20 protein-coding genes and 1 pseudogene are annotated in these 25,688 nt (G+C 60.3%); 13 read left to right on the forward strand and 8 right to left on the reverse strand.

The genetic code is table 11. The features are described from left to right. A pseudogene (locus C437_RS20140) lies at positions 1-392 on the forward strand (carbon-nitrogen hydrolase family protein); the annotation flags it as partial. A gap of 52 nt (positions 393-444) precedes the next feature. On the opposite strand, the gene C437_RS20560 reads toward C437_RS20140, so the two are convergent. Further along, positions 445-612: a hypothetical protein gene (locus C437_RS20560; protein ID WP_004516314.1), complete on the reverse strand. Its 168-nt coding sequence runs from the start codon at positions 610-612 to the stop codon at positions 445-447. Positions 613-1,018: 406 nt separating this feature from the next. On the opposite strand from C437_RS20560, the gene C437_RS07440 reads away from it, so the two are divergent. The 3 genes from C437_RS07440 (at position 1,019) to C437_RS07455 (ending at position 4,486) form a co-directional block, all read left to right on the forward strand. Continuing rightward, positions 1,019-1,672 (forward strand): DNA-binding protein, encoded by a 654-nt coding sequence (locus tag C437_RS07440; RefSeq protein WP_004516315.1) that lies wholly within the window; start codon positions 1,019-1,021, stop codon positions 1,670-1,672. Between the two features lie 702 nt (positions 1,673-2,374). Next, on the forward strand, positions 2,375-2,872 hold the full coding sequence (locus C437_RS07450) for a dihydrofolate reductase (RefSeq protein WP_004516317.1): 498 nt from the start codon (positions 2,375-2,377) through the stop codon (positions 2,870-2,872). A gap of 237 nt (positions 2,873-3,109) precedes the next feature. Next, on the forward strand, positions 3,110-4,486 hold the full coding sequence (locus C437_RS07455; protein WP_004516318.1) for an aminomethyltransferase family protein: 1,377 nt from the start codon (positions 3,110-3,112) through the stop codon (positions 4,484-4,486). A 293-nt stretch (positions 4,487-4,779) separates the two neighbouring features. On the opposite strand, the gene C437_RS07460 is transcribed toward C437_RS07455, so the two are convergent. The 3 genes from C437_RS07460 to C437_RS07470 all read right to left on the reverse strand — a co-directional run bounded on the left by C437_RS07460 (position 4,780) and on the right by C437_RS07470 (position 8,016). Continuing rightward, positions 4,780-5,640 (reverse strand): methylenetetrahydrofolate reductase, encoded by an 861-nt coding sequence (locus C437_RS07460; protein WP_004516319.1) that lies wholly within the window; start codon positions 5,638-5,640, stop codon positions 4,780-4,782. A gap of 78 nt (positions 5,641-5,718) precedes the next feature. Next, the gene (locus C437_RS07465) at positions 5,719-6,921 is read right to left on the reverse strand and encodes a hypothetical protein (protein WP_004516320.1); all 1,203 of its coding nucleotides are present in this window, start codon (positions 6,919-6,921) and stop codon (positions 5,719-5,721) included. Between the two features lie 138 nt (positions 6,922-7,059). Beyond that, positions 7,060-8,016 (reverse strand): succinylglutamate desuccinylase/aspartoacylase family protein, encoded by a 957-nt coding sequence (locus tag C437_RS07470; RefSeq protein WP_004516321.1) that lies wholly within the window; start codon positions 8,014-8,016, stop codon positions 7,060-7,062. A gap of 363 nt (positions 8,017-8,379) precedes the next feature. Between C437_RS07470 and C437_RS07475 the strand changes: the two genes are divergently transcribed. The 6 genes from C437_RS07475 (at position 8,380) to C437_RS07500 (ending at position 17,327) form a co-directional block, all read left to right on the forward strand. Further along, positions 8,380-10,953, forward strand: a complete 2,574-nt coding sequence (locus tag C437_RS07475) for a GcvT family protein (RefSeq protein ID WP_004516322.1) — start codon at positions 8,380-8,382, stop codon at positions 10,951-10,953. Positions 10,954-11,115: 162 nt separating this feature from the next. Continuing rightward, complete coding sequence (locus tag C437_RS07480; protein ID WP_004516323.1) at positions 11,116-12,255, forward strand: aromatic ring-hydroxylating oxygenase subunit alpha; 1,140 nt, start codon at positions 11,116-11,118, stop codon at positions 12,253-12,255. A gap of 4 nt (positions 12,256-12,259) precedes the next feature. Then, positions 12,260-12,628: a hypothetical protein gene (locus tag C437_RS07485; protein ID WP_004516324.1), complete on the forward strand. Its 369-nt coding sequence runs from the start codon at positions 12,260-12,262 to the stop codon at positions 12,626-12,628. Between the two features lie 293 nt (positions 12,629-12,921). Beyond that, positions 12,922-15,474: a GcvT family protein gene (locus C437_RS07490; protein ID WP_004516325.1), complete on the forward strand. Its 2,553-nt coding sequence runs from the start codon at positions 12,922-12,924 to the stop codon at positions 15,472-15,474. 56 nt (positions 15,475-15,530) lie between these two features. Continuing rightward, positions 15,531-16,793 (forward strand): threonine ammonia-lyase, encoded by a 1,263-nt coding sequence (gene ilvA, locus C437_RS07495; RefSeq protein ID WP_004516326.1) that lies wholly within the window; start codon positions 15,531-15,533, stop codon positions 16,791-16,793. A gap of 90 nt (positions 16,794-16,883) precedes the next feature. Then, positions 16,884-17,327 carry a universal stress protein gene (locus C437_RS07500; protein WP_004516327.1) on the forward strand — a complete coding sequence of 148 codons (444 nt, stop codon included), beginning with the start codon at positions 16,884-16,886 and terminating at the stop codon, positions 17,325-17,327. Here the strand turns inward: C437_RS07500 and C437_RS20345 are convergent. Then, positions 17,324-17,491: a hypothetical protein gene (locus C437_RS20345; RefSeq protein ID WP_004516328.1), complete on the reverse strand. Its 168-nt coding sequence runs from the start codon at positions 17,489-17,491 to the stop codon at positions 17,324-17,326. The two genes, C437_RS07500 and C437_RS20345, sit on opposite strands and share 4 nt — an antisense overlap. A 414-nt stretch (positions 17,492-17,905) precedes the next feature. Here C437_RS20345 and C437_RS07505 point away from each other — a divergent pair, with 414 nt between their 5' ends. Continuing rightward, positions 17,906-19,666 carry a BCCT family transporter gene (locus C437_RS07505; RefSeq protein WP_004516329.1) on the forward strand — a complete coding sequence of 587 codons (1,761 nt, stop codon included), beginning with the start codon at positions 17,906-17,908 and terminating at the stop codon, positions 19,664-19,666. A gap of 69 nt (positions 19,667-19,735) precedes the next feature. On the opposite strand, the gene C437_RS07510 is transcribed toward C437_RS07505, so the two are convergent. Next, positions 19,736-20,344 (reverse strand): hypothetical protein, encoded by a 609-nt coding sequence (locus tag C437_RS07510; protein ID WP_004516330.1) that lies wholly within the window; start codon positions 20,342-20,344, stop codon positions 19,736-19,738. 106 nt (positions 20,345-20,450) lie between these two features. Here C437_RS07510 and C437_RS07515 point away from each other — a divergent pair, with 106 nt between their 5' ends. Continuing rightward, positions 20,451-20,882: a hypothetical protein gene (locus tag C437_RS07515; protein ID WP_241431644.1), complete on the forward strand. Its 432-nt coding sequence runs from the start codon at positions 20,451-20,453 to the stop codon at positions 20,880-20,882. Positions 20,883-20,891: 9 nt separating this feature from the next. Here the strand turns inward: C437_RS07515 and C437_RS07520 are convergent, their stop codons facing one another. Continuing rightward, complete coding sequence (locus tag C437_RS07520) at positions 20,892-21,125, reverse strand: hypothetical protein (protein ID WP_049919673.1); 234 nt, start codon at positions 21,123-21,125, stop codon at positions 20,892-20,894. A 25-nt stretch (positions 21,126-21,150) separates the two neighbouring features. Next, positions 21,151-23,550 (reverse strand): dihydropteroate synthase, encoded by a 2,400-nt coding sequence (gene folP, locus C437_RS07525; protein ID WP_004516333.1) that lies wholly within the window; start codon positions 23,548-23,550, stop codon positions 21,151-21,153. Positions 23,551-23,866: 316 nt separating this feature from the next. On the opposite strand from folP, the gene C437_RS07530 reads away from it, so the two are divergent. Continuing rightward, positions 23,867-25,612: a formate--tetrahydrofolate ligase gene (locus tag C437_RS07530; RefSeq protein ID WP_004516334.1), complete on the forward strand. Its 1,746-nt coding sequence runs from the start codon at positions 23,867-23,869 to the stop codon at positions 25,610-25,612. Positions 25,613-25,688: the final 76 nt, after the last annotated feature.

A 25,688-nucleotide genomic window follows, 5' to 3' on the forward strand; every position in this document is an offset into this window, starting at 1 on the left:
CGTATATGAACGACGCTGTGCCAGACGGCTTCTCGGAGGATGAACTCGGATTCAACGTCGCCGCGGGCGGGAGTATGCTCATCAACCCGGCGGGGATAGTCAAGGCCGGTCCGCTGGTCGGTGAGGAGGGGCTTCTGACCGCAGAGTTCCGGGACGACGAACGGCGGGCAACAAAAGCGTACTTCGATGCGATGGGCCATTACACCCGATGGGACGCAGTCAATTTGTCCATCAGTGATGACACGTTAGCACCGGCACACCCTCGAAAACCCTGTACGGATACAGTCGCTGAAGACAGCTCGCTCTCAGCAGCACGGGCACAAGCAGTCGCCGACGAGTACGACGTTCCTATCGAGGTTGTCGAAGCGGTCGCCGACGAACTGGGTGAGTAAGGGGTCGTGGCTAGTCCATTTTCGGATGGACTGCTAAACCGTGGTCAAGGAATCACTTATTGTAGCTGTCCGGGATCAACACGACACCGTGGAAGTCAAAGAGGTCGGAAACGACCGACTCAATACGATCGAAATTCGGTGGGAGCGCGACTGCCGGCAGATAGAAATCGTCGTTGGAGAACTTGCCATTCTCTGTAGTCTTGGTCTGTTGGTTACTCATTTCAATACATAATACTCGTTATAGCATACTAAGCTCACTGGTGGATAATTACGGACATTTATTACAGACAATTTTCAATGATTATTGGCACAGATTATCAGTAGAGCCCGTTCGTTTCCCTAGATTGTGTGGATTGAGAACACATAGCATTTGAACCAGCTTCCCCTGGTCTGTTCCCGGAATTGGCTTGATATCTGTTCTCAACGGTGAGAGTGTCCGTTCCTCAGAACGCTCTGGATGGCTTGGATTACAGTCAGATTTATATTTTTGCCCTCGTGTGTGCATCTGTGTATGTAAACATTGACGTGGAGACCCAGCATATACATAGCAACTCACCGATGATGGTGTTCAGCTGTCCAGCTCGAACTGATCTTTGACGCCTCGATAGCAGTCCCCTCCCCACACAATGTCAATAACGACGAAGATTCACATCGAACACGAACGCCTCGCGCTGGTTCCAACCTTACAGAACCTCGGCGATATAGCCATCCGTGTCATCACGCAGGGGAACACCGATCCGGGGTCTACTGTGTTTCCGTTCCTCATCGAGTACCACGACAGGGCGCGACTTGAGGAGATGCTTGATACCGACCCGACAGTCCAGAGCTACGAACTTGTCGACTGGACCGACCAGACCGGCATATACTACATCGAACACACTCCTGAAACGAAACTCATCAGCTCCGTCGTTACCGATGTCAACGGTTTCCTCATCCATACAGAGACAAAGGGCAATGGGTGGCTTGTCCGACTCTTGCTCCCTGACCGCGAAGCGCTCAATACTATCTGGGAGTATGCAAACGAGAACGATATTTCCCTCGATATTATCGAAATATACGGAAACACGGACACCGGTGGCGAGTCGTCGTATGGATTGACCGATGAACAGCGGACCGCCCTGACAACTGCGTACGAAAACGGGTATTTCGGAGAACCAAGGGACATCTCGTTGAACGAAGTCGCCGACGAAATCGGACTATCCTCGACAGCCATGAGCGGCAGACTCCGCCGTGGGATGCGGAACCTCATTGCGGCAACGATAATAGACAGAGAGGACTGAGCTCGCAGGTCGGATATTGGCGAGTGTTCGGAGGGTGTTCCTCCTTGCGTTTCAAGTTTCAATCTCAGCTGGTGACATCGAATCGCATTTGAAAACGGATTGTACGATTTATCTATGAAGCGTGGCGAAGAGAGATGTCTTCTGCCGGATAGTATATCTCATTCACCGTCAAAAGCTACTTCGATTGCCCACTCGAATCCTTTTGACGATAGACTGGCCGTAGGGCTGTCGCGTCCTTGTTGTATCCCAACCACACGCTCAACGCCGTCGCGGCGAAGATGAGATACACAGGGAACAGGAGGACGAGCACGTATCCAGCAAACAATGGAGTCAGAACGTCTAGCCAGTACAGAGCCGCGATTCCAGCGAGCCCACCGACAGCGCTCGCGACAATTCCCAGGCGAAACGCCTGAGCAGCGGCGGGCCCGGGCGACAGGTGAATCGTATCCATGCAACATTTTATATGGCTGACCCTCATAAGTGGCGCGCGAAATACGCTATCATGGTCCGAGCTAGCACTGGAGTAACAACATCTTACCCACCCGGTCGCATGCGCCGCAGGTACGATACCCGAGAGCAACCGTTCGTCCCCCGCTCTGTGCCTCCAATTCGGGCAGCGGGACTGATATGCGAATTGCGGGCGGTGGCCCCACTCGTCGACTGGGACGGAGTTATTACCAGCAGCGCGGCAAAGAGCTATGTATGAAACTCTCTGTGATCGCCGCCGTCGCAGCTAATGGCGTGATCGGCGCTGGCGGCGACGTTCCGTGGCAGTATCCCGAAGACCTGACACACTTCAAACAGACAACAGTCGGTCATCCCGTGATTATGGGGCGGCGGACCTTCGAAAGTATTCGGCGTGACCTTGGTGGCCCGCTACCGAAGCGACTGAACATCGTCTTGACCACGACACCGAGCCAGCTTCCCGACAGTGTCACGGCCGTTACCTCGACAACGACGGCGTTGGCAGAAGCGGCCGACAGTGGTGCATCTCTGACGTACGTTATCGGCGGGGCGACGGTGTACGAGCAGTTTCTTCCACAGGCCGACGAGTTGCTTCTGACCGAACTAACAGCATCCTTCGATGGCGATACGGTCTTCCCGACGGTCGACTGGTCGTGCTGGACGGAGACCGACCGAACGACACACAGCGAGTTCGCTATCGTGAAATACACGCGAACCAGCAGTCCATCGGACTAATAGATAACTGAACAGTCACAGCGATTGCACAGTCGTGTTTTGTATTGACCGTCTCGTACCACAGTGACCAGTCTTGATCGAGTCATACGCTTACGCACTCTGATGAAAATTCATGCTCAAGAGCCCTAACACAGCGACTCAGAGCATCGCTGCTGCCAGTCAACTCTACCCCGCATATAAATCCCAGAAGCAAGTAACAGTATCTTTTATTAGTATTTCACATCTTCTTTCAGAGGCATGAGCGGTAACGAGGAACACCCTAACTATCCCAGTGTCGACCAGTCAGATCGGACAGTCCCCCGTAACCTCCGCCAGACTGGTGACCCCAACATCGAGATGTTGGTGTCAACGCGCGTTCGAAAATCCCCGTTCTTCCACAAGTCTTTCAATGAGGAGGGGGCCTGGCGAGCGACCGTCTACAACCGCCTCTATCACCCGCGCGGCCTCATCGAACCCGAAGACGGCGGCGTGATGAAGGAATACGACGCACTGACTAACACCGTCACCCTCTGGGACGTCGCCGTAGAGCGCCAGATCCGTGTCAAGGGTCCAGACGCCGAGGCGCTGACGAACTACGTTGTCACGCGTGACGTGACGGGCATGGACGCTATGGACGGGAAGTACGTCATCCTCTGTAACGAGGACGGCGGCGTCCTGAACGACCCCGTTCTGCTGCGTCCCGAGGAAGACGAGTTCTGGTTCTCTATTTCAGATTCGACGCTGATGCAGTGGCTACAGGGCGTCAACGTCGACAACGAATTCGACGTCGAAATCGACGAAATCGACGTCGCACCGATGCAGATTCAGGGCCCGAGGGCGCTCGACGTGATGGTCGACGTCGTCGGCGACGAGGTCAAAGACGTCCCGTACTACGGCCTGATGGACGCCGAAATCAACGGTGCCGACGTGCTCATCAGCCAGACCGGCTTCTCCGGCGAGAAAGGGTTCGAGATCTACGTCCGAAACGCTCACGAGGACGCCGAGAAGGTGTGGGACCCCGTCATGGCATCGGTTAAAGACCACGACGGCCGCCAGATCGCACCGGGACACCACCGCCGGATTGCTGCCGGCATCATGTCCTGGGGTCAGGATCTGGACCACGAGACCTCGCCGTTCCAGGTCAACCTCGGCTACCACGTCCCCGACGACAAGGAGGCCGACTACATCGGTAAAGAGGTTCTCGAAGAGCAGAAAGAACAGATCGAGAACGGCAACTACCCGTTCGAGCACAAGCTCATCGGCCTGAAGATCGCCGGCGAGCCGATCCGCGACTACGCCCCCGACTTCTGGCTCATCTCTGACCCGGACACGGGCGAGGAATGTGGCTACCTCACCTCTCCGTGGTGGAACCCGGACCTGGAGACCAACATCGGCATGGGCTTTGTCCCGGCTGAGAAGATTGAGGAAGTCACCGACACGCCGCTCAACGACGAAATCTACGACGAGGAACTGGATCTGGAGTTCCGGGTTCACCTCCCCGACGAGTACGCCGAGGAACCCGGCGAACCGGTGTTCGCCACCGCCGCGAAGGTGCCGTTCAAGGAGTCCGTCAATCCAAGCGCCCGTGAGCAGGCGAAGCTCAACGCTCGGAAAGAAGCCGAAAGCGACGACTAACCCCTCACTCCGCCTGTCCCAGCCGCCGGCGAACCTCCCTGCCGTCCGCCGTTTATTCCCCCGATTGCCGTTCCCAGTTTCCACTGCTGTTGTCGTCGGGCTATGTCGTTCTCACACGTTGATCAGTCCACAGTTCTGTGACCGTCCAGGTGTGCTTGGGGGAATATCGACGCAGTTTCTTGCTGGACTCCGATGGGAATCATTTAGCCACAGCAACGCTGGCTGACAGAGGGCATTTCGGCCGAAAACAGACCTTGTCGGTGGGTGTCCCGAGTCTAGTCGAACAGTTGGGTTCAGGAGTCGAGACGCTTGTGCCGCCACTGCTCCGTGTCAGGCGTTTGATTGAAGGTGTAGATGTGAACGCCGCGGATGTTGTACTCGTTGTCCCCGACGTATGGCGCAAGACCGTCGATGAGTTCGTCTGGTTCGTAGGTCCCCCGGGAGCCGACGAGTTGCTTGACGAACCCGAGGATGCCCGTCGTCTTCCTGAGGAATTTGATCGAGTCACCGACGCCGACTTTCTGGGATATCTGCATCAGTCGCTGGTAGTTCATTACCCCTGGGATACCGACTTCGACCGGGAGTTCGATACCGCGACCGCGGATATCTTCGACCCACTCTAACACGGCATCCGGGTCGTAACAGAGCTGCGTGACGATGTACGTCGCGTACGGTGCTTTCTGGGCCATCGACTCCGCCAGCGTCTCGTCGTCGATGAAGTCGTGGCCCTCGGGGTAGCCAGTGATGCCGACTTCTTCGAACGTGTACTCGGTCTCTGCGAGCGCTTCAAGCATATCGAGAGCTGACTCGTACTCACCGGCCGGCTCTTCGCGGTCGCCGCCCGGGACGAAGATGTCCGTGATGCCTGCCTGTTCCAGTCGCTCGGCTATTGCTTCGAGTTGCTCCCAGTCTTCCACGTAGCGGGCTGCGACATGTGGCACGACGTCGTACCCCATTGCAGCGGCTTGCTCTGTCTTTTCGACGGTCTTCTCGATGCCGAGCTGTGGCGAGGTCGTAATTGCAATCGTCGCGTCGTTAGGAAGGTGGGTAATCTCCTCGTCGAAGCTCTCGAACGGCATCAGTTCGAACCGAGCGCTCGTCAGCAGCGTCTGGACACCTTGACTGTCTGAGACTGCACGAGTTCCGAGGGCCATGTGTTGTCATATATAAGACGTACCCGTACTTTTCTCTGTGGGTGGGGCATCGAACCCATTTATAAGAACCTGCTAGCATCACGCGCTATGTGGCGTGCACTGTCGGATTCGACTCGCTACTGTCCTGTATGAGACAGCTTGGTCCGATTCGTCTGCGAGTCGACGCAGGACGAGGTCTAACAGATTGAGTTCCTCCAGCAGGTCCCGGGCCTGGCTGCGGTCAAGCCCCAGACATCGCTGTACTTCGTACACCGTATCCGACTCGACGACCGCGTCGGCAACGTCTTGCAGTTGGACAGCAGGTGGGAGCCCAATTCCGTCAGTGACCAGTTGCTCGTCGGGAAGCTCTCCGACGGACTCTTCGGCGGACCCGGCTGATTCTGCGGAAACAGGCTCGACCGTAGTGACCTGTTCGTCCCCGTCTATAGCTCCGGACTGGTCTGCGCCCTCGTTCGAGGCAGCTGATTCAGTCGACGGTTCTTCCTCGCCGTCATCGGAGGTATTGTACGTGTTCGGGACGTGGATGTCCGCTTCGATCATGTACCGTCGGACAGTCTCGGAGGAGACGTCCATCTGTATTTTTTCAGCGATTTCTCTGAAGTTGTCGCAGTCGTCGTACAGGGTTTGCAGGTAATCAGTGTCCTCATACGGTGGCACGGAGTCGTCGCGGACGGCTGCGTATGGGTCGGATTCGGAGTCGGTGTCGCGACCGGAGGGCGTATCGGCCGTAGACGCGTCATCTGGCTGTGGGCCTTCTTTTGAACCACTATCTCCGTCGCTGACAGACTCTGCAGTCGAGACGGCCGACCCGTCGGACGGAGGACTGTCACCCTCGGCGGTATCGGCCGAACGCGATCCGGTAACTGTCGCTATGTCGCTAGAGCCAGCCTGTTCAGGTCCACAGTCCGCGCTGGCTACCCCGTCTGACGCGGCCGTGGCGTCGATTGTCAGATCTACTCTCAGGAGTAAGCCATCGTCGGTGACCGTTGCCGAGGCGTCACATATTGACAGTGAGATACCGGATGTCGACGGGAGGTCGGTAGCCGGTGGTGAGAACGTGACTTCGAGGTCACCAGTATCGGTCAGCCTCGCCGTCTCCGGTGTGAGACCCGTATCAGCGCCGCCACCGGAACGCAGGGAGACCGGCATGGCCACCGTCACATCGAGGACTGCATCACCGGTGCCGGCAGGCGATGCTTCGACGGTCTTGATGGACCGGCCGCGGGATTCGTACGCATCGATAACTTCCGCGAGCGCCGTGAAAGCGGTGTGGAGTCCCATGTTATTGAGTGACTATGACACGTTATGGTGTAGAGATAGGTGTGGAATACCGAACCCATTTATAAACGCCCGCAAAACTGCGGCCATCACCACACGTCTGACACAGCACTCATCGGTGAGCCACCGGACATGTGCCGGTCATCCCGGTGTCGCGATACCCGCAAGCCGCTCTCCTTTCACGACGACGGACTCCCTAGCAATCGAGAACACCACTCCTCGTTCTGTCGCCGAAACGACCTGTTGTTGCTCGAAGGCGGCTGGTTCGTACACAGTCCCCAGTCGCTCCCCGGCGTCGACAGTGTCGCCGACGGCGATATCCGGGCGAGATTCGAACAGTCCCGATTCTGACGCGGTGACTGGCTCGGCATCGTTTCGGAGTATCGTCTGCGAAGCTCTTGACTCGGGGTCTTCCGGGAGGACTCCACACTCGCACAGAAGATTCTGCATTCCGTCGACACCCGCTGCAACCGCGTCCTGTGCAATCCGACGACTGTTCGATAGTTCCGCAGTGATAACCGGAATCCCGGCGGCCGAAGCCGCAGCCCGGAACGTCTTGCCGGACCCGTCGTCATCTGTGTCCTCGGGTGCGTCGGTGAGCCTGTAAGAAGTGCCGAACGCTTCGGCGAGGCGCTCGGCGGCCGGATCATCTGCTCGACATCGGACGTGTTCCAGCATATCTGCCGTACCGGTGTGGAGGTCGACCGCCGCGTCGGCATCGTTGACGAGCTCCCACAGCCGAGCGGCGAACTGCTCCTGTAAGCTTCCCTGCTCGTTGCCCGGCCACACGCGGTTCAGGTTCGGGTTCATCACGTCGTACTCCCCCGGAGTCATGTAGGATCGGTGATCGAACGCGAGCTGGTTTACCACCGGGACAACGACGACCGTTCCTGCGATGACCGCGTCAATCAGGCGGTCGTGGAGCCGCCGTAACGCGGCTGGGCCGTTGAGTTCGATGCCGTGTTGCGCCGCCTGAATATACACAGTCGGTCCGGAACCGCCGACATACCGGTGGACCGTCACAGACACGTCTCGTCCCGACGGTAATCGTCCGATCTGACGGTCAGCCGTCGTGTGCGTCACGGGCGCGTAGTCCATACTAAGGCCCGACGGTGCGCAGACAAAAGCGCTGGGAGTAGGCGCTGTGCCGGCCCAGATAGGACGGTGCTGTGATTGTCTCTGGACGGTAGCGCTGGCTGTTACGCCGCCGCTGGTGTGAAAGCACTACAGGGAACACGTCATGATGGGCTGTTAACACATAACGTGACAGCACAATCGGGCCGTTGGAAGCGACTGCGAATCTCTGAACAGCGGCGACAATCCCTGCAGGGGACGCAAATGTATTAACAATGGTACTCCTGTTATTCTGAAACACTACGTGACAATTCCATTTCAGGTTGCAAAGGAGACGGACCAGGCGGTAACTATATTGCCACGCCATAGCACGTTTTACCCAGAGTCATGGAGCCTACCGATAGCCTGCCGACCCAGGCCGATACCGTTATCGTCGGTGCTGGAATCGTCGGCTGCAACATCGCTTACCAGCTGACAGAGCTCGGCCGCGAGGACGTAGTCGTAGTTGACCAGGGGCCGATGCCGACTACGGGGGGATCGTCGACGCACGCCCCCGGTATCATGTTTCAGACCGCGGAACCGAAGGTCCTCAGCCAGTTTGCGGACTACAGCCGCCGCCTGTACTCGGACCTCGAAGGGGCTGACGGGCATCAGGCGTACAACGAAACCGGCGGCATCGAAGTCGCGCGCAGCGAGGAGCGCATGGACTTCCTCCAGCGCCGCGTCGAGTACGCCAAGGCATGGGGCATCGAGGACCCGCAGCTGCTTTCCCCTGAGGAGGTCACCGAGCATCTCCCGCTTGTCGACGCCGACCAGATCAAGGGCGGCTACTACTCCCCGACAGACGGGCAAGTTTCGGGCGTGGTCGCCTGCGACGCGCTGGCCCGAGAAGCGATGGACCGAGGCGCGAAGTTCGTTCCGCACACGCGCACCGAGGACGTGGAGACGGAGAACGGCTCGATAGAGGCCGTTGTCACGGAGAACGGCAGTATCGAGTGCAACGAGGTCGTCGTCGCGACGAACATCTGGGCCCGGCAGCTCGGCGAGAAACTCGACGTGCACCTCCCCGTGACGCCCGTCGAGCACCAGTACACGATGACTGAGTCGCTGGACGAGCTTGCCGACAGCGCGGTCGACATCACCGACCACCCACTGTTCGAAAACTACGAGAACGTCTCCGGAGAGAAAGCGAAACGTCTCCTCGTCGGCCCGGACCGGCCGATTCTGCGTGACCAGGACAACGCGATGTACTACCGGAACCACGGGGACTCCTACGGCATCGGCTCGTACAACCACGAGCCAATCGTGCCGGACCCACAGGAACTCGGCGGCAACGACCCCGACGGCGAGCAAGGGTCTGTCCACGAGTTCACCGACTACCACATGGACAACGCGACCCACCCGGACCGGCCGGACAAAGCTCCCCGTCAGGCCAGCAACGAACTGTTGCCCGCGACAGCCGACAAGGAGCTCGAACACAAGTACAACGGGATGTTTGCGGAGTCGCCCAACGGTCTGCCTGTGATGGGTCCCGTCCAGGAGTACGACGGCCTCTGGACGGCGGCGGCCATCTGGGTCACCCATGCCGGCGGGGCCGGCAAAGCGCTCGCCGAGTGGATGGAACACGGCGTCCCGCGACTGCCGTCCGGTCCGATTGACCTCGCGCACTGCGACGTGAACCGCTTCGACGACCACGAGGGGAGTTGGGACTTCGCCCGAGACATCGGCGGCGAGGAGTACCGCATCGTCTACAACATCATGCACCCCAAGTGGGTCTGGACCGACAAACAGCGAGACATCCGTCGGACTCCGATGTACCACACCCACAAGAAGTACGACGCCGAACTGTGGGCAGAGGCGGGCTGGGAGGAACCGCACTGGTTCGACTCCAACGCCGACCTGCTGGCGGAGTACGGGGACCAGATTCCTGACCGCGAGGGCTGGGAGGCGAAGTACTGGTCGCCCATCGAGGGCGCTGAAGCACTGAACGTCCGCAACAACGTCGGGCTCCACGACATGACATCCTTCAACAAGATGGAGGTCATCGGGAGCGACGCCGGCGAGTTCGTCCAGTACCTCTGTACGAACGACATGGACATCGACGTGGGCGAGGTGAAGTACACGCTGATGTGCAACGAAGGCGGCGGCGTGCGAGCGGACATCACGGTCACGCGAACCGACGAGGACCGCTACCTCCTGCTGACCACTGGCCGTGAGGTCGGGAACAATCACGTCGCGTGGGTGCGCGAGCAGTCCCCCGAGGATGTGGTCGTCAATGACGTGACCTCCAGCCTGGCGGCGATGGTCTGTACCGGTCCGAACGCCCGAAAGGTCCTCTCGAAGGTCACCGACGTTGACCTCTCTGACGACGCCTTCCCCTTCTTCACGAGCCAGCAGTTCTTCGTGAAGAACATCCCTGTCACCGCGCTCCGGGTCTCCTATGCGGGCGAACTCGGCTGGGAGTTCTACACGCCCTCTGAGTACGGCGAACGCCTCTGGGAGCACATCATGGAGACCGGCGAGGAATACGGTATCCGGCCCTATGGCAACGGCGCACTGAATTCGCTGCGCATCGAGAAGGGGTTCCGCCTCTGGGGGAAGGACCTCCACACGGAGCACAACCCCTACGAGGCCGGCCTGGGCTGGGCGGTCGACCTCGAAACCGACTTCATCGGCAAGGAGGCGGTCGCGGCGGCCGCCGACGGCGACAACATCGACCACAAGGTCGCGTGCCTGACGCTGGACGACGAGGATGCTGTCGTGCTTGACAACAAGCCTGTTCTCGACGGCGACGAGACCATCGGCTATCTCCACAGCGCCGAGTACGGCTACACCGAGGGCGCGTGCGTCGCCTACACGTACCTGCCGCCCGAGTACGCCGAACCCGGCACCAGTGTCGAAATCCTCTACGAGGGCGAGCGGTACGACGCGACCGTCCGCGAGGAACCGCTGGTTTCCTGAGTCCGCACACCGGGCTCCAGACCTCTTAGCTGGACTTTGTGCAGACTCGGTGGAAACGGCGTGTCGGGCCCGGTATCGGAATCCAGTCCTCCCAGGCCTGTTTAAACGGGTGTACTATCCGTGGCCAATGGTGATGTGGAACACGGGTGCAAAAACAGACGTATGACGAGGTGGAACCCGTCTAATGACGATGTCGAAGCAGTTAGTCCTGATATAACCGACGAAACGAACGCACTTCCGGCTAAATACTTTACAGACCCGAATGTCCACGGGCTGGAAAAGGAGAAGATATTCGGTCGATACTGGGTGTACGCCGGACACGCGAACGCGATTACCGAGCCTGGTGCGTATTTCACCCGGACCATCGGAGACAGGCAAGTCATCATCGTTCGTGACCACGACGACGAGGTCCGGGCGTTCTTCAACGTCTGTGCCCACCGCGGCTCGAAAATGGTCGAGGATACGCCCATGACCGACCCCGGAAACATGGGGCGAATCCGTTGTCCGTACCATATGTGGTCTTATGACCTCGACGGCGACCTCGAGAGCACGCCACAGAGCTTCGAAGAAGCGGGGCTCAATCCGGACCTGAGCGACGACGACGTCTGTGGCATGAACGCCAGCGAGAACAGCCTCAGCGAAGTCGAAACTGACCGAATCGGTCCGTTCGTCTTCCTCAACTTCGCCGACGATCCGACACCACTGGCCGAGCAGGCGGGGACGCTGAAATCGGAACTGGAGGCCATGCCGCTGGGCGAGTACGAACACGCCACGCGGTACGTCTCCGAGGTCGACTGTAACTGGAAGACGTTCGCCGGCAATTACTCCGAGTGTGACCACTGCCACGCGAACCATCAGGACTGGATAACTGACATCGAGCTCACGGAATCGGAGCTTGAGGTCAACGACTACCACTGGATTCTACATTACACCCACGACGAAGACGTCGACGACGAGATGCGGATTCACGACGAACACGAGGCCAAGTTCTACTACTTCTGGCCGAACTTCACCGTCAATATGTACGGAACTGCGGACGGATACGGCACGTACATCATCGACCCGATCGACGAGGGTCGGTTCCAGCTCATCGCCGACTACTACTTCAGCGACGAGGCGATGACCGACGCCGAACGGGAGTTCGTCCAGACGAGCCGACAGCTTCAGGAGGAGGACTTCGAGCTCGTCGAGCGGCAGTACGAAGGGCTCAAGTCAGGCGCGCTCGCGCAGGCACAACTGGGTCCGAACGAACACACGGTCCACCGACTGCATCGGCTCGCACAGGAAGCCTACGAGGCCTGAACTGATGACACAGGGAAGCCAACAGGACGCGCCGTTCGTCGCTCAATGCGCCGCGACTGGTGCCACAGTAACGACCTCGACGGCCAACGAGGTCGTTGCCTTCTACCGCCGCCGGCAGCGACTCCTGGACACAGATATCGAGTGGGTCTCCGCGGAGCACCGTGCCGTCTCACAGGCCCCCGAATCAGACGACGTCGCATATGTCCTCCGAGAGCTAGACGACGACTTCGAGCGGGGCGTCCCACTGGGCATCCTCGCTGCCGCGATGAGCAAACAGGGACGGACAGTCGGAGACACGTTAGCAGACGTGTACGACTTGCGTATGGCCGGGTCGCTCTGGGAGCCCCGGTCCGACTACCTCCGCCCGGTTTGACGAACCGGTTCAGCCACGTTTTCTCCCCAGAGCGGCTGTGTTAATACTGCTGTCAATCGATGAACCCTCACAAGCGACTCTCTAGCGACCTTTTCAGCCAGGGGGAGACCAGATATTGTCAGCCACGCAGTATGCTGAGGTTCGATGCGACTCGCGCTCGTAGCGGTCGGCCATACATCACAGATATGCCCCGAGTGGTAGATAGACGGCCTGATAATCCGAAATACGCTGAGCCGCGACTGTCGCCACCGGTGTATTTAACATCGTGACAGAAACAGTCCCAAACGAAATACATGAGCACAGAGACTCCCCCGTCTCGGGCGGATACAGTTGTTATCGGTGCCGGGGCCGTCGGATGTAGCGTCGCGTATCACCTGACTGAACTCGGCGCGGAAGATGTCGCGGTCATCGATCAGGGGCCGCTGCCCGTCACTGGCGGGTCGTCAGTCCACGCCCCCGGTATAATGTTCCAAACGTCGCCGTCGAAGATCCAGACGAAGACAGCCTACTACACCAGTCGGCTCCTTTCTGATGCCGGTGTCTACGATGAGGTCGGTGGCATTGAGGTGGCCCGGAGCGAGGACCGAATGGACTTCCTGCGTCGCCGAACGGAATGGGCGACTTCCTATGGCCTGCCCGAGCCGCAACTGCTCTCGCCCGAGGAGGTCACCGAGCACCTCCCGATGGTCGACGAAGACGAGATTCTGGGTGGCTACTACTCGCCGACCGACGGGCGCGTCGACGGCATCGGCGCACTGCAGTGGTACATGGAACACTCCTCGGCGTCGTTCTACGGGAACACGGAGGTCACGGATCTGGATGTCGAGGGCGGCGAAATCAACGCTGTCGAGACCGACCAGGGCCGCATCGACTGTGAACGGGCGGTTATTGCGACGAACAACTGGGGCTATCAGACCGGCCAACTGGCCGGGCTTGACTTGCCGATTGCCCCGGTCGAGCACCAGTACGTCGTCACGGAGCCGATGGACGAACTTGCTGACGCCGAGACATCGGTGGGCGACAACACAACCGGACTGGAGGTCCCGGGCGACCGCTCTATCGCGGAGTACATGAGCGAAGGGCCACATCAGCCTGTCGGCCGCGATCAGGACCACTCGCTGTACTTCCGGACTCATGGCGACGCGCTTGGTATGGGGTCGTACAACCACGAGACACTCTCGGTTGACCCCGAGGCGATGGGGAAGAACTCGGAGGAGCATCAGGCCTCCGTCCGTGGGTTCACAAAGGAGCACTGGGAGACGCCGACCCACCGCGGGCGGGACAAGTCCGCGAAGCAGGCCTTCGACGAACTCCTGCCGGCGACACAGGACGTGGAGTACGAAGCCACCGAGAACGGCATCTTCGTCTTTACGCCCGACGGGATGCCGGCAGTCGGCGAGACGGCGCAGGTCGACGGCCTCTGGACGGGGCTGGCCATCTGGTGGACCCACTCCGGGGGCTACGGCCGTATTCTCGCGGAATGGATGGAAAACGGCACGCCACGGCTGCCGTCTGGACCGGTCGATACCGGCGGCATCCACGTCCGGCGGTTCGAACCCCACGCCGGCGAGAAGGACTACTTCGTGGACCGCGGAGCCAAGCGATACGAGCAGGTGTACAGCATCGTCGAGCCGCGGTGGCAGCCCGACGACCACAGGGGGCTCAGAACCAGTCCGTTCTACCACCAACAGAAAGAACTCGGCGCGGAGTTCTACCAGAGCGGCGGCTGGGAGACGCCACAGTGGTACGAGTCCAACGCCGACCTCGTCGAGAAATACGAGGACCGGATTCCCGACCAGGATGGCTGGCAGGGCATCAACCGTTCGAAAATCGAGGCCGCCGAACACCTCCACACTCGCGACAAGGTGTCGATGTTCGACATGACGACGTTCAGCTCTATCATGGTCGAAGGCGAGGGCAGTCAGGCGTTCCTCCAGCGGGTCTGTAGCAACGACATGGACCTCGAAACCGGTCAGGTCCGCTACTCGCTGCTGTTGAACGAGGGCGGCGGCATTCTTGCTGATATCACCGTCGTCAAACTCGACGACGAGGAGTTCATGGTGACGACCGGCGGCGGTAACTCCCCCGGTATCCACGGCGGCCACCTAACAGACGAGGCTCCCGCGACGGTGTCGGTCCACGTCGAGGAAGGGGCGAAATCGACAATCGGTCTCTGGGGACCGAACGCGCGGCTGCTCCTCCAGCGGTGTACCGACGCCGACGTGACCAACGACGGCTTCCCGTACTTCCGGGCCAAGCAGATGTACGTCGGTGACGTACCGGTCATCGCGTTGCGTGTCTCGTACGTCGGTGAACTCGGGTGGGAGCTATGGGCCCCGACGGAGTACGGCCAACGGCTCTGGGAGACGCTGCAAGAGGCTGGCGAGGACCTCGGCGTCCGACCGATGGGCGGCGGCGCGCTCAGCTCCATGCGGTTAGAGAAAGGCTACCGCCTCTGGGGGACGGACATCGACACGGACTCGAACCCCTTCGAGGCCGGCTTACCCTTCGCTGTCGACATGGACACCGAGTTCATCGGCAAGGACGCGCTAGAGGCTGCGCGCGAGGAGGGCATCGACAGCAAAATCACGCCGCTCACCCTCGATGACTCGACGGATATCATGCTGAGCGGCCGACCTGTGCTGAAAGACGGCGAGGCGATCGGCTACGTCCAGGCCGGCAACTACGGCTACAGTATCGACAAGTCGATCGCGTACACGTACGTGCCGACCGAATACGCCGAAGCCGGAACATCGGTTCAGATACAGTGCGAAGGCGAGACATACGACGCGACGGTGCGTGACGAGCCGCTGTTCGATCCGGCCCGGGAGCGAATCACGAAATGACCCGACAGCGCACTGACCCACCAACTTTGACATAACGCCCGGGACGATACGAACATATGACACAAACAGAATCGGACGCCCTGCCCGTCACATACGCGGACATCGAACGTGCCCGCGAACGACTGGACGACGACACAGTCGTCAAGAAGACGCCGGTCGAGCGGAGTACGTCGCTCGGTGAGTTCGTCGACGCTGAGGTACACCTGAAGATGGAACACCTCCAGTGGACAGGGTCGTTCAAGACCAGAGGCGCGTACAACAAAATCTCGCAGGATGTCGCCGACGGCGTGGAGTCGTTCGTCGCCGCCAGCGCCGGGAACCACGCACAGGGTGTCGCCCTCGCCGCGACAAAATGCGGTGCGGAGGCGACGATCTTCATGCCAGAGAACGCACCACAGGCCAAAGTCGACGCCACTAGAGCCTACGGCGGGAGCGTCGAACTGGTCGGTAACGACTTTCAGGAGACGATGTCTCACGCCAAGGCCGTCGTTGAGGAGACCGATGCGGAGTTCGTTCACGCCTACGACGATCTGGACATCATCGCCGGACAGGGGACGCTCGGAACGGAGATGTACCACGACTGCCCGGACGTCGACACGGTCATCGTTCCCATCGGCGGCGGCGGACTTATCAGCGGTGTCTCGACCGCGATTAAACACCTCTCACCCGAGACGCGTGTCGTCGGCGTTCAGGCGACCGGTGCCGAGACTGTCCACGAGAGCCTCGACAAAGGGATTCCGGTGGTGCTTGACGAGGTCGACACCATCGCTGACGGTATCGCCACCGGCGGCATCTCCGAGACGACCCTCGGCATCATCGAGGCGAACGTGGACGAGGTCGTGACGGTTTCGGACACCGATATCGCACAGGCGATTCTCTTGCTGATGGAACGGGCCAAACAGGTCGTTGAAGGTGCCGGGGCCGCCTCCGTGGCTGCCGTGCTGAGTGACGACCTCGACGTCTCGGGTGAAACTGTGATGCCACTGCTCTGTGGCGGGAACCTCGATATGACACAAATGCGTGAGGTTCTCATCCACGCACTCACAGAGCGTCAACAGCTCCTGCAGCTCCGGGTGCGCATCAACGATCAACCGGGTGTGATGGAGGAAATATCCGGCGTCATCGCCAGACAGGGGGCAAATATACACGACGTCCGGCACGAACGGTCCGTCGAGAATCTCGAGATTGGGGAAGCATACCTCGTGTTCAACGTCGAGACAAGCGGTGCCGAGCACGCACAGACCATCATCACAGCGATTCGTGACGCGGGCTATCCTGTCGACAACGTCGCACGCGAGGCACAAAACGGCGCACTGTGAGCTGAAATTAGGGCTCAGACCGACGGCTCGACGGCACGAGCGGGGAAACCTATAACAGGTATGTGTGGGAAGTACACATGAGTCAAGACCATGTACGACCACATACTCGTCCCGTACGACGGCAGCGACGAGGCCAGAAAAGGGGCAGAACACGGCATCGAACTCGCTGCTGCGCTCGGCGCGACGGTGCATGCATTGTACGTAATCGACCTCCCGGGGACGCCACGTGCGCTCGCGCTCAGGGATGACGAGGAGGAGATGCGAGAGGAGTATCGGGACTACGGCGAGGAGGTGCTGGCGAATCTCGGGACTGTCGCCGAAGAACACGGCGTCGACTACGAGATGCATTTCAAGACCGGTGCGCCCAGCGAAGAAATAGTCGAATTCGCCGAAGACGAAGGCATGGACGCAATCGTTCTGGGCTCAGCGTTCCGTGGGAAACTCGGGAACCTTCTCGGCGGGACGACGGACAAGGTGGTCAGAACGTCGAGTGTGCCAGTTATCAGCCAGCGGATGAGCGTCAACGATATTTAACCCCCGCCGTCTATCAGCCGCGTTTCGCGTATGTATATCACCAGACTCGCGCTGAGGAAGCTGAATCCTGCGAGCCGAAAGTCACCGACTGTCATCCCGATGAGACCGACGCCCATCAGCAGTGCTGCCACCACGGCTGCCCCTGTTGCCAGAAGTCGTGCCATACTGGTGGTATGTGAGATCCCGAAATAAAGACGCCCCCGCCCGCTGCGAAGCAAGCGAACCACTCGGCGGCAGCCAGCAAACCTCAATGTGCTAGATAAAATAAATGTCTGCCGAACCACAGCAGTACAGCGGCTTAATCCCTCATATAGTGGTGTTTAATGTGAAGTTTTATTAGAGTTGCATCAGTGGATATGTATGAGACTGTGTAGCACATACAACACGTCGACAACAGCTTTGCGGGCACACCGTGTCCGCCAGAGCGAGTACAGTGTGACAAACAGGAGGCGACCGCTGTAGACGCGCTGTGCCGGGATGTCGCTGGCATGACGGTAGCAACGGACCACGACAGCACAAGACCGCGACTACGAAAATGAGACATCACAGAGCAGTACTGCGTTCGAGAGGGGTACCGTATGGCAGACAGTGACGACGCAACCGGCGAGATGTCGGACGGACTTCAGGTAGAGCTGTTCCATCCGGAGTCCGACCGCGAGCCCGGTGATACGAACATTCAGGCAGCCGGATTCGACGTCCATCCGGTGGTATTCCCGGTAGCACTGGCGATAATTGCGCTGTTCATCGCAGTGACCATACTGCTTGGTGACACAGCAGCCTCCGCGTACACGTGGCTGTTCAACACCATTGGGGACACATTCGGCTGGTTCTACCTGCTGGCAGTAAACGTGTTCATCATCACATTGCTGTACTTCGCGTTCAGCAAGTACGGCAATATCAAGATCGGCGGCGTCAAGGCCGAAAAGGAGTTCAGCGACTTTTCCTGGATGGCAATGCTGTTCAGCGCCGGCATGGGTATCGGACTCATGTTCTTCAGCGTCTCGGAGCCGCTGTACTACTTCCAGAACCCCCCGAGCTTCTTCGGGGCTGAAGCTGGAACCGGTGCAGCAGCGTCCGCCGCGATGGCACAGACGTTCTTCCACTGGGGCTTTCACCCGTGGGCGGTGTATGGCCTCGTTGGACTCGGCCTCGCGTTCTTCTCGTTCAACCGCGGGCTCCCGCTCACCTTCCGGTCGATCTTCTGGCCCCTACTGGGGGATCGGATTTACGGCTGGCCGGGCCACATCATCGACCTTGTGACGGTGTTCGCGACGCTGTTCGGGCTGTCCACCTCGCTGGGACTCGGTGTCGCACAGGTCAACACCGGCCTGTCCTACGTCGGCGGCGACATGCTCGGTGCGGTGAGTATCCCGACGGGGACCTGGCCGCAAGTCGCACTTATCGCCGGCATCACGCTCATCGCAACCCTCTCGGTCGCAGCGGGACTCGACGGCGGTGTCAAGCGCCTGAGCACGCTCAACCTCTACCTGATGTTCACACTGCTCGGGTTCCTCGTGGTTGTTGGCCCGACGGTGTACCTCTTTGGCACCTGGGTAGAGGGACTCGGTGCGTACTTCGGCAACATCCTCGCGCTCGGGTTCTTCACCGGGACACTCAACGAAGCAGCGAACGGGACCCCTACCGCCTGGACAGTGTTCTACTGGGGCTGGTGGATCGCGTGGTCGCCGTTCGTCGGGATGTTCATCGCCCGAATTTCGAAGGGCCGGTCCGTCCGGGAGTTCGTCCTGGGCGTCCTGTTCCTCCCATCGATGTTCTCGACACTCTGGCTGTCAGTGTTCGGCGGGAGCGCGATGTTCAACTCCCTGGCGGGCAACGGGCAGGCGCTCGCAACGTACAACGAGGTCGGCCAGACCGTCGCGATGTTCGCCCTGCTGGAGCAGTTCCCGCTTGGCGTGGTGAGCGGTCTCCTCGCGACGCTGCTGGTCATCACGTTCTTCGTCACGTCGTCAGACTCCGGCTCGCTGGTCATCGACCACCTGACTTCGGGCGGGAAACACGACGTGCCGCGAACGCAGCGGATCTTCTGGGCGCTCACCGAAGGGCTCGTCGCCTCGATCCTGCTCATCGGTGGCGGCCTGACGGCGCTCCAGACGGCCGCAATCACGACAGGGCTCCCGTTCGCACTCATCCTGTGCCTGATGTGTTATACGGTGTATCTGGGACTCGACAACGAGTACCAGATACTGGAGTCCGAAGAGTTCGCAGAAACCATCCAAGACCTCTCCGAACGGGAGGACATGGATATCGTGACCGCCGGCGACGAGATGGTAACGGACATCTCCGAACGGGGTGACGACGCTCCGACTGGTACCGACTGAAGCGTTCTCGTTTTTGCCGCTTTCCACAGGACCGGTAGTAACAGCTCCTGAACAGACAGGCAGTTGGCGTTAGCGGGCGTCTACTTCTGTCTCGACCGTCCGCTCGGAGTGTATCCAGACCCGAACAGAGCCGCCGATTCCGAAGGCGGCGATGGCGAGACTGGACGCGATACTGCCGGCGGGTGGAAACAGGAGCCACGTCACAGCGCTGAGAGTCGCTCCGATGAGTAGGCCCCTTGACGGCCGACGGTTGCCGAAGACATCATTAAGCAGAGTGCCGACGACGAGGAATCCGAAGCTCGTGAGCCCTAGAACGAACGCGCTACCGATGAGGATCACGATACGGACCAGTATCCCGCTGGCGACACTGAGACCAGCGAGCGTTGTTGCCCCGTAGAGACCCACGATAGCGAGTATCACGTACCCGGCGATGCCATAGACGACGGCAGTTGCCGGGCTGTCCGATATCGCATCGATAGCGTCGTCGACTGAACCCCGCCGCAACTGGAGTATCACCGCGCCGGACACGAGTACGAGAATGAATGACACGAGGGCACGGAGCGGCCTGGATAGGTCCGCGGCAAGGGCGGGCTCCAGTTGTCCCACGACGGGTGTCCCAGTAGCTGCCGCCAGCCCCGTGGCGGTCGACGCGATAGCGACAACTGCGTCACAACTCATATGACACATACCGTCGGTCGCCGTGAAAACCTATCGACCGTCTGGGACCGGGCCACCGTCGGCGCTGCCCGGAAATTTAAGCCGTCAGCGTACGTATCATACTACAGTGTCTGGATGGCTTGCGGTTCTGTTCTCGAAGCTCGTCTGGCTCGGGGAGCGGATCGCCGCCCCACTCCGACGGGGAGACGGACCAAACAAATTCAGGCTATCGAGCATGGACACGGCCACGACGACCTACGACGGTGACAGTGGGTGGGCGAGACGGCCGCCAGCGACGGTCGAGTGTCCGCGATGCGAGTCGGAAATCTTCCAACACAACGCGCGTGACAGCATCGACTGCCCGCGGTGTGTCGGCGAGTACAACCACGATGAGTTCGCCGACCTGAAACTCCTGTATCTCACGTGCCCAGTCTGTCGAGGTCGGATGGAACACGGCAAACGACATCCTGAGCGGTTCGACATCCCGGAGTGGGCAACCTGTACAGACTGTCGGTACCACTGGGAGTACGAACACTCATACGACCGTAATACCGACTAACCGTCCTCCTCAGTAGTACTTCCAGTCATCCTCGCGGCTTCCCTGGACGACTCCGTCCTCGTTCTCGCTGTCCATCTCTTCTCTCTCGTCGGGCCAGCGGACACCCTCGCCGACGACGCTCTTGTACGCGAAGGCACCCAGACCGACGAGTATCAGCAGGAGAACGACGGTTCCGGCGACTGCCGCCAGCTGCCCAACGGATTCGAGGAGACCCGAACCGAGCTGAATCGGAAATTGCATCATACACACACTACGGGCTGGACAGGTATCACTGTTGTCGAAGCCGAGACGCCCGCCCTGCCGTCGCTGATACCGTTTTGAGGACGGCGTTGTTCTCAGAGACGTCGTGGACCCTGACGGCGTCGGCCCCGCGCTCAGCGGCCAGTGCTGTTGTTGCCAGAGTTGGCGGCAGCCTGTCTGCTCCTGCGTCGCTCACGTCCGCGAACATCGACTTCCGGGAGTGGCCGACCAGCACCGGACAGCCGAGGGAGTGGAATTCGTGAAGACGGTCGACGAGTTCGAACGACTCGGCGGCGTTTTTCCCGAACCCACAGCCGGGGTCGACGATAACCTGCTCGCGGTCGATGCCGGCCTGCTCGGCGAGCAGTAGCTGTTCCGTGAGATCCCGTAGCACGTCATCGACGACATCATCGTAGGTCACAGTTCGACCCGGGTCCACTGGCGCGGACAGACTATGCATCAGGATAATGGATGCGTCGTGGTCGGCAACCACGAACCGCATCTCGGGGTCCGACAGTCCCGACACGTCGTTGACGATGTCGGCACCGGCCGCAAGCGCCGCGTCAGCGACGGCAGCTTTTCTGGTATCGACGGAGACAGTTGCATCGAGCGATGACACGGCCTCGATAACGGGCACGACGCGGTCAATTTCTGTTTCGACGGTCACCGGGTCTGCGCCGGGACGCGTGCTTTCGCCGCCGATATCAACGATATCCGCCCCGGATTCGATCATCTGTTCTGCACGGTCGATAGCAAGGTCGCGGCGGTTGTACTCGCCACCGTCATAGAAACTATCCGGCGTGACGTTGAGAATTCCCATCACGGCCGCGGCTTCAGTGTCGAACGGCGGGGGGAACGACCTGTCTGCCAGTGCGCCTTCGAGCTGTGTGGCGAGCTGACCGAGCCCCAGTCCCGCCGAGGCCAGTCGGTCACTGAGCTGTCGGAACTGTCGCGGCGTCCCCGAAAGGTACACCTCGACGAGTTTCTCCGGCATCCCGACAGCCGAACAAGTGCAGGTGCCGTCGCAGTCCTCGAACGCCTGCCTGACGGCGTCGGCCTGATCGCGCCGCAACGTGACTGAAAGTACGCGCTGGCGGATTGCTGGCTCGTTGCTGGGTCCAGCACCGCCTGTCGAAGGCACCTGCCGGAGGCTGTCCTCGGGAACGACGAGCCGGCTCCAGCGGTCCCGTGCCTCGGCAACTGCATAGAGTGAGCCGGCCACGAGGACGAAGTCGTCCGCGCCGGCCGTGGCTATCGCTCGTTCGGTGGCTTCTGGAACGGATTCGACCTGCTGTACCCGGGCCGCCTGCCCCTCAAACGCGGCAGCGAGCGAGTCGGTGCTCGCGGCTCGGTCGACTTCTGGTCGCGCGGTAAAGGCCGTCTCGACGGCTGGGAGCGACGCGATCATTCGTTCGTACTCCTTGTCGTTCATCGCGGCGAAGACCACATGGAGGTCATCGTACTCGTATCGCTCGACGAGTGTAGTCAGTGTCTCCATCGCACCGGGGTTGTGGGAGCCATCGAGGACTACCATCGGGTCGGTCGACCGGATTTCGAACCGGCCCGGAAGCGTCGCGGCCCGCAGCCCCTCGGATACGGTTTCTGTGTCCACATCAATGAGTTGTCGAGCCAGCGTTGCGGCAACGCCGGCGTTCTCTGCCTGATGCTGTCCGAGTAGCTTGAGGTTCGATTCGAGGGCCCAGTCCGGCCCAGTGAGTGAGATGCGGTTCTCGACAGCCGAGCGCATGCCGTTCTCGACGGCTGTGACATCTGCCCCGTCGTCGCCGACGGTGATGGTATCGGTACTCTCCTGAACCGCATCGAGAGCAGCGCCGGTCGTTCCCGTCACGAGCGGGGCGTCTCGTGGCGCGACCTGTGCTTTATCGCGGGCAATCTCCTCGACCGTGTCGCCCAGCAGGTCAGTGTGTTCTAAACTGATGCTGGTGACGGCGCTTGCGACGGGATCGACTGCGCTCGTGGCGTCGTACCGGCCACCGATACCGACTTCCAGCACCGCAACGTCGACACCCTCAACATCGAAGTGATAGAGCGCTAGTGCAGTGAGAACCTCGAAATGTGTCGGCTTGTCGTCTTCGGCAGCCAGTTGGTCGATACAGGGCTTGATCTGCTCGACGAATCCTGTCACCCGTTCTTTCGGGACCCGGCCGCCGTTGACTGTGATCTGCTCCCGGAAACCGTTCAGTCCTGGCGATGTGAACAGGCCGACATCTAGCCCGGCGGCCCTGAGTACGCTCTCTGTCATCCGGGCGGTACTTCCCTTTCCGTTTGACCCGGCAATCTGCACGCTGTCGAAACTGTCGTGCGGGTCACCGAGATGTGAGAGCATCCGCGCCGTCGTATCGGTTCCCAACTTGGGCCGACGACGCTGTAGCGACTGCAGGTAGTCCGCCGACTCGTGGTACTCCATACCATAATTGGTCGCCGGCGGCCTGATTAATGTATCGCCAGCGCGAATCTGTCGTGCTAGCGCGTATGTCGGTGGTGTAGCCGATTTAGGCCCGAGCCGGTCCATATCCCGCAACGGTGGGCCGAAAGCGGTGATCGAGGTATCTCGTACATCCTGACTTCGGGGCCGCTGCCGGTCGGCCTATTGTTAGGTCTGGGAGCCAATCTCGTAATCCGTGCTACATGATGTGTCTTCTGTGGCGTCTCGAACACATCCTATCCCAGTAGTGTCAGGTACGCTAACATTATTACGACGGTGCAGGGAAGGGCTAGTCGAGATGTCTTCACAGGATGAGCAATCCGCGATCGAAGAGACACAGGAGCCGATTCCTACGGACTACGACATCGCTCAGTCGACCGACATGGAGCCGATCTGGGAACTGGTCGAGCCGTGGGGTCTCGGCCTTGACGACCTCCAGTACTTCGGCGAATACACCGCGAAAGTCAAACAACACGCCATCGAACGCCTCCGCGAACAGGCCCAGAACAAGGAACAGAACCTCGTTCTGGTAACCGGAATGACGCCGACGCCGAAAGGCGAAGGCAAGACAGTAACGACCGTCGGCCTCGGACAGACGCTAAACCACGTCGGCGAGGAGGCGATGATCGCCATCCGGGAGCCGTCGCTTGGTCCCGTATTCGGTGTCAAAGGCGGCGCAGCAGGTGGCGGCCGGTCGCAGGTCCTTCCGATGGAGGACATCAACCTTCATTTCACCGGCGACCTGCACGCACTCACCTCCGCGCACAATCTCATCTCCGCGATGCTCGACGCGAAAATCTCGCAGGGCGACGAGCTGGACATCGACATCAATAATGTCGCGTGGCCGCGGGCCATCGACATGAACGACCGCGCGCTTCGGGAGACAGTCGTCGGCCTCGGCGGCAAGACCGGTGGAACGCCGCGAGAGGACAGTTTCATCCTGACGGCCGCTTCGGAGCTGATGGCAGTCCTCTGTCTGGCACAGGACATCGGAGATCTGAAAGAGCGCGTCAGTCGCATCATCGTCGCATACGACGAGGACGGTGACCCGGTCACGGTCGACGATATCGAGGCGACCGGCCCAGCAACCATGCTGCTCCGGGACGCGATCAAGCCGAACGTCGTCCAGACCATCGAAGGGACGCCAGCGCTGGTCCATGGCGGCCCGTTCGCGAACATTGCCCACGGGACAAACTCGCTGGTCGCCGACAAAACCGCGTTCGGCATGGGTGACTACCTCGTTACCGAGGCCGGCTTCGGCTCTGACCTCGGCGCTGAGAAGTTCATGGACGTGGTCTGTCGCAAAGGCGATATGACGCCGAACGCCGTCGTGCTCGTGGCGTCGGTCCGGGCGCTCAAATACCACGGGCTCGATCAGTGGCCGGTCGACTACGACGAGATCGACGAGGCCGGCGTCGAAGCCGTCGAAGCCGGCTTCTCGAATCTCGACAAACACGCGACGAACCTCCAGAAGTTCGGCGTCCCGGTCGTCGTCTCCGTCAACCGCTTCCCGGACGACACCGACGAAGAAATTCAGGCCGTGTTGGACCACTGCCGCGGCGATCTCGGCGTCCGTGCCGCGGAGTCGAACGTGTTCTCCGACGGCAGCGAGGGCGGTGTCGACCTCGCGGAGAATGTCATCGAGGCGACCGAGGAGAGCGACGAGGAGGACTTCCGGATGCTGTACGACGACGAGGACAGCATCAAAGAGAAGATTCACACCGTCGCGACCGAGATTTACGGCGCTGACGACGTGAAATACACCGGCGGCGCGCTCGATGACATCGAGCACATGAACGACCTCGACTTCGACGACTATCCGGTCGTCATGTCCAAGACGTTCCACTCACTGAGCGACGACGCCAGTCGAAAGGGTGCGCCGGAGGGCTGGGAACTCGAAATCAGTGAGGTGTACCCGTCAGCTGGCGCGGGCTTCCTCGTTGCGCTCACGGCCGATGCGCTCACGATGCCGGGCCTGCCGGCCCGTCCGGCCGCGGCCGATATGGACATCGACGAGGACGGTAACATCTCGGGACTGTTCTGACGAATCGGCCTCGCGTCCCAGCTCCTGCGGTTCGTCCGCTCGATTTTTCTGAACGGCGCTCGGCGTTCGACGAGCC

Source organism: Haloarcula vallismortis ATCC 29715 (genome assembly GCF_000337775.1).
GTDB lineage: Archaea > Halobacteriota > Halobacteria > Halobacteriales > Haloarculaceae > Haloarcula > Haloarcula vallismortis.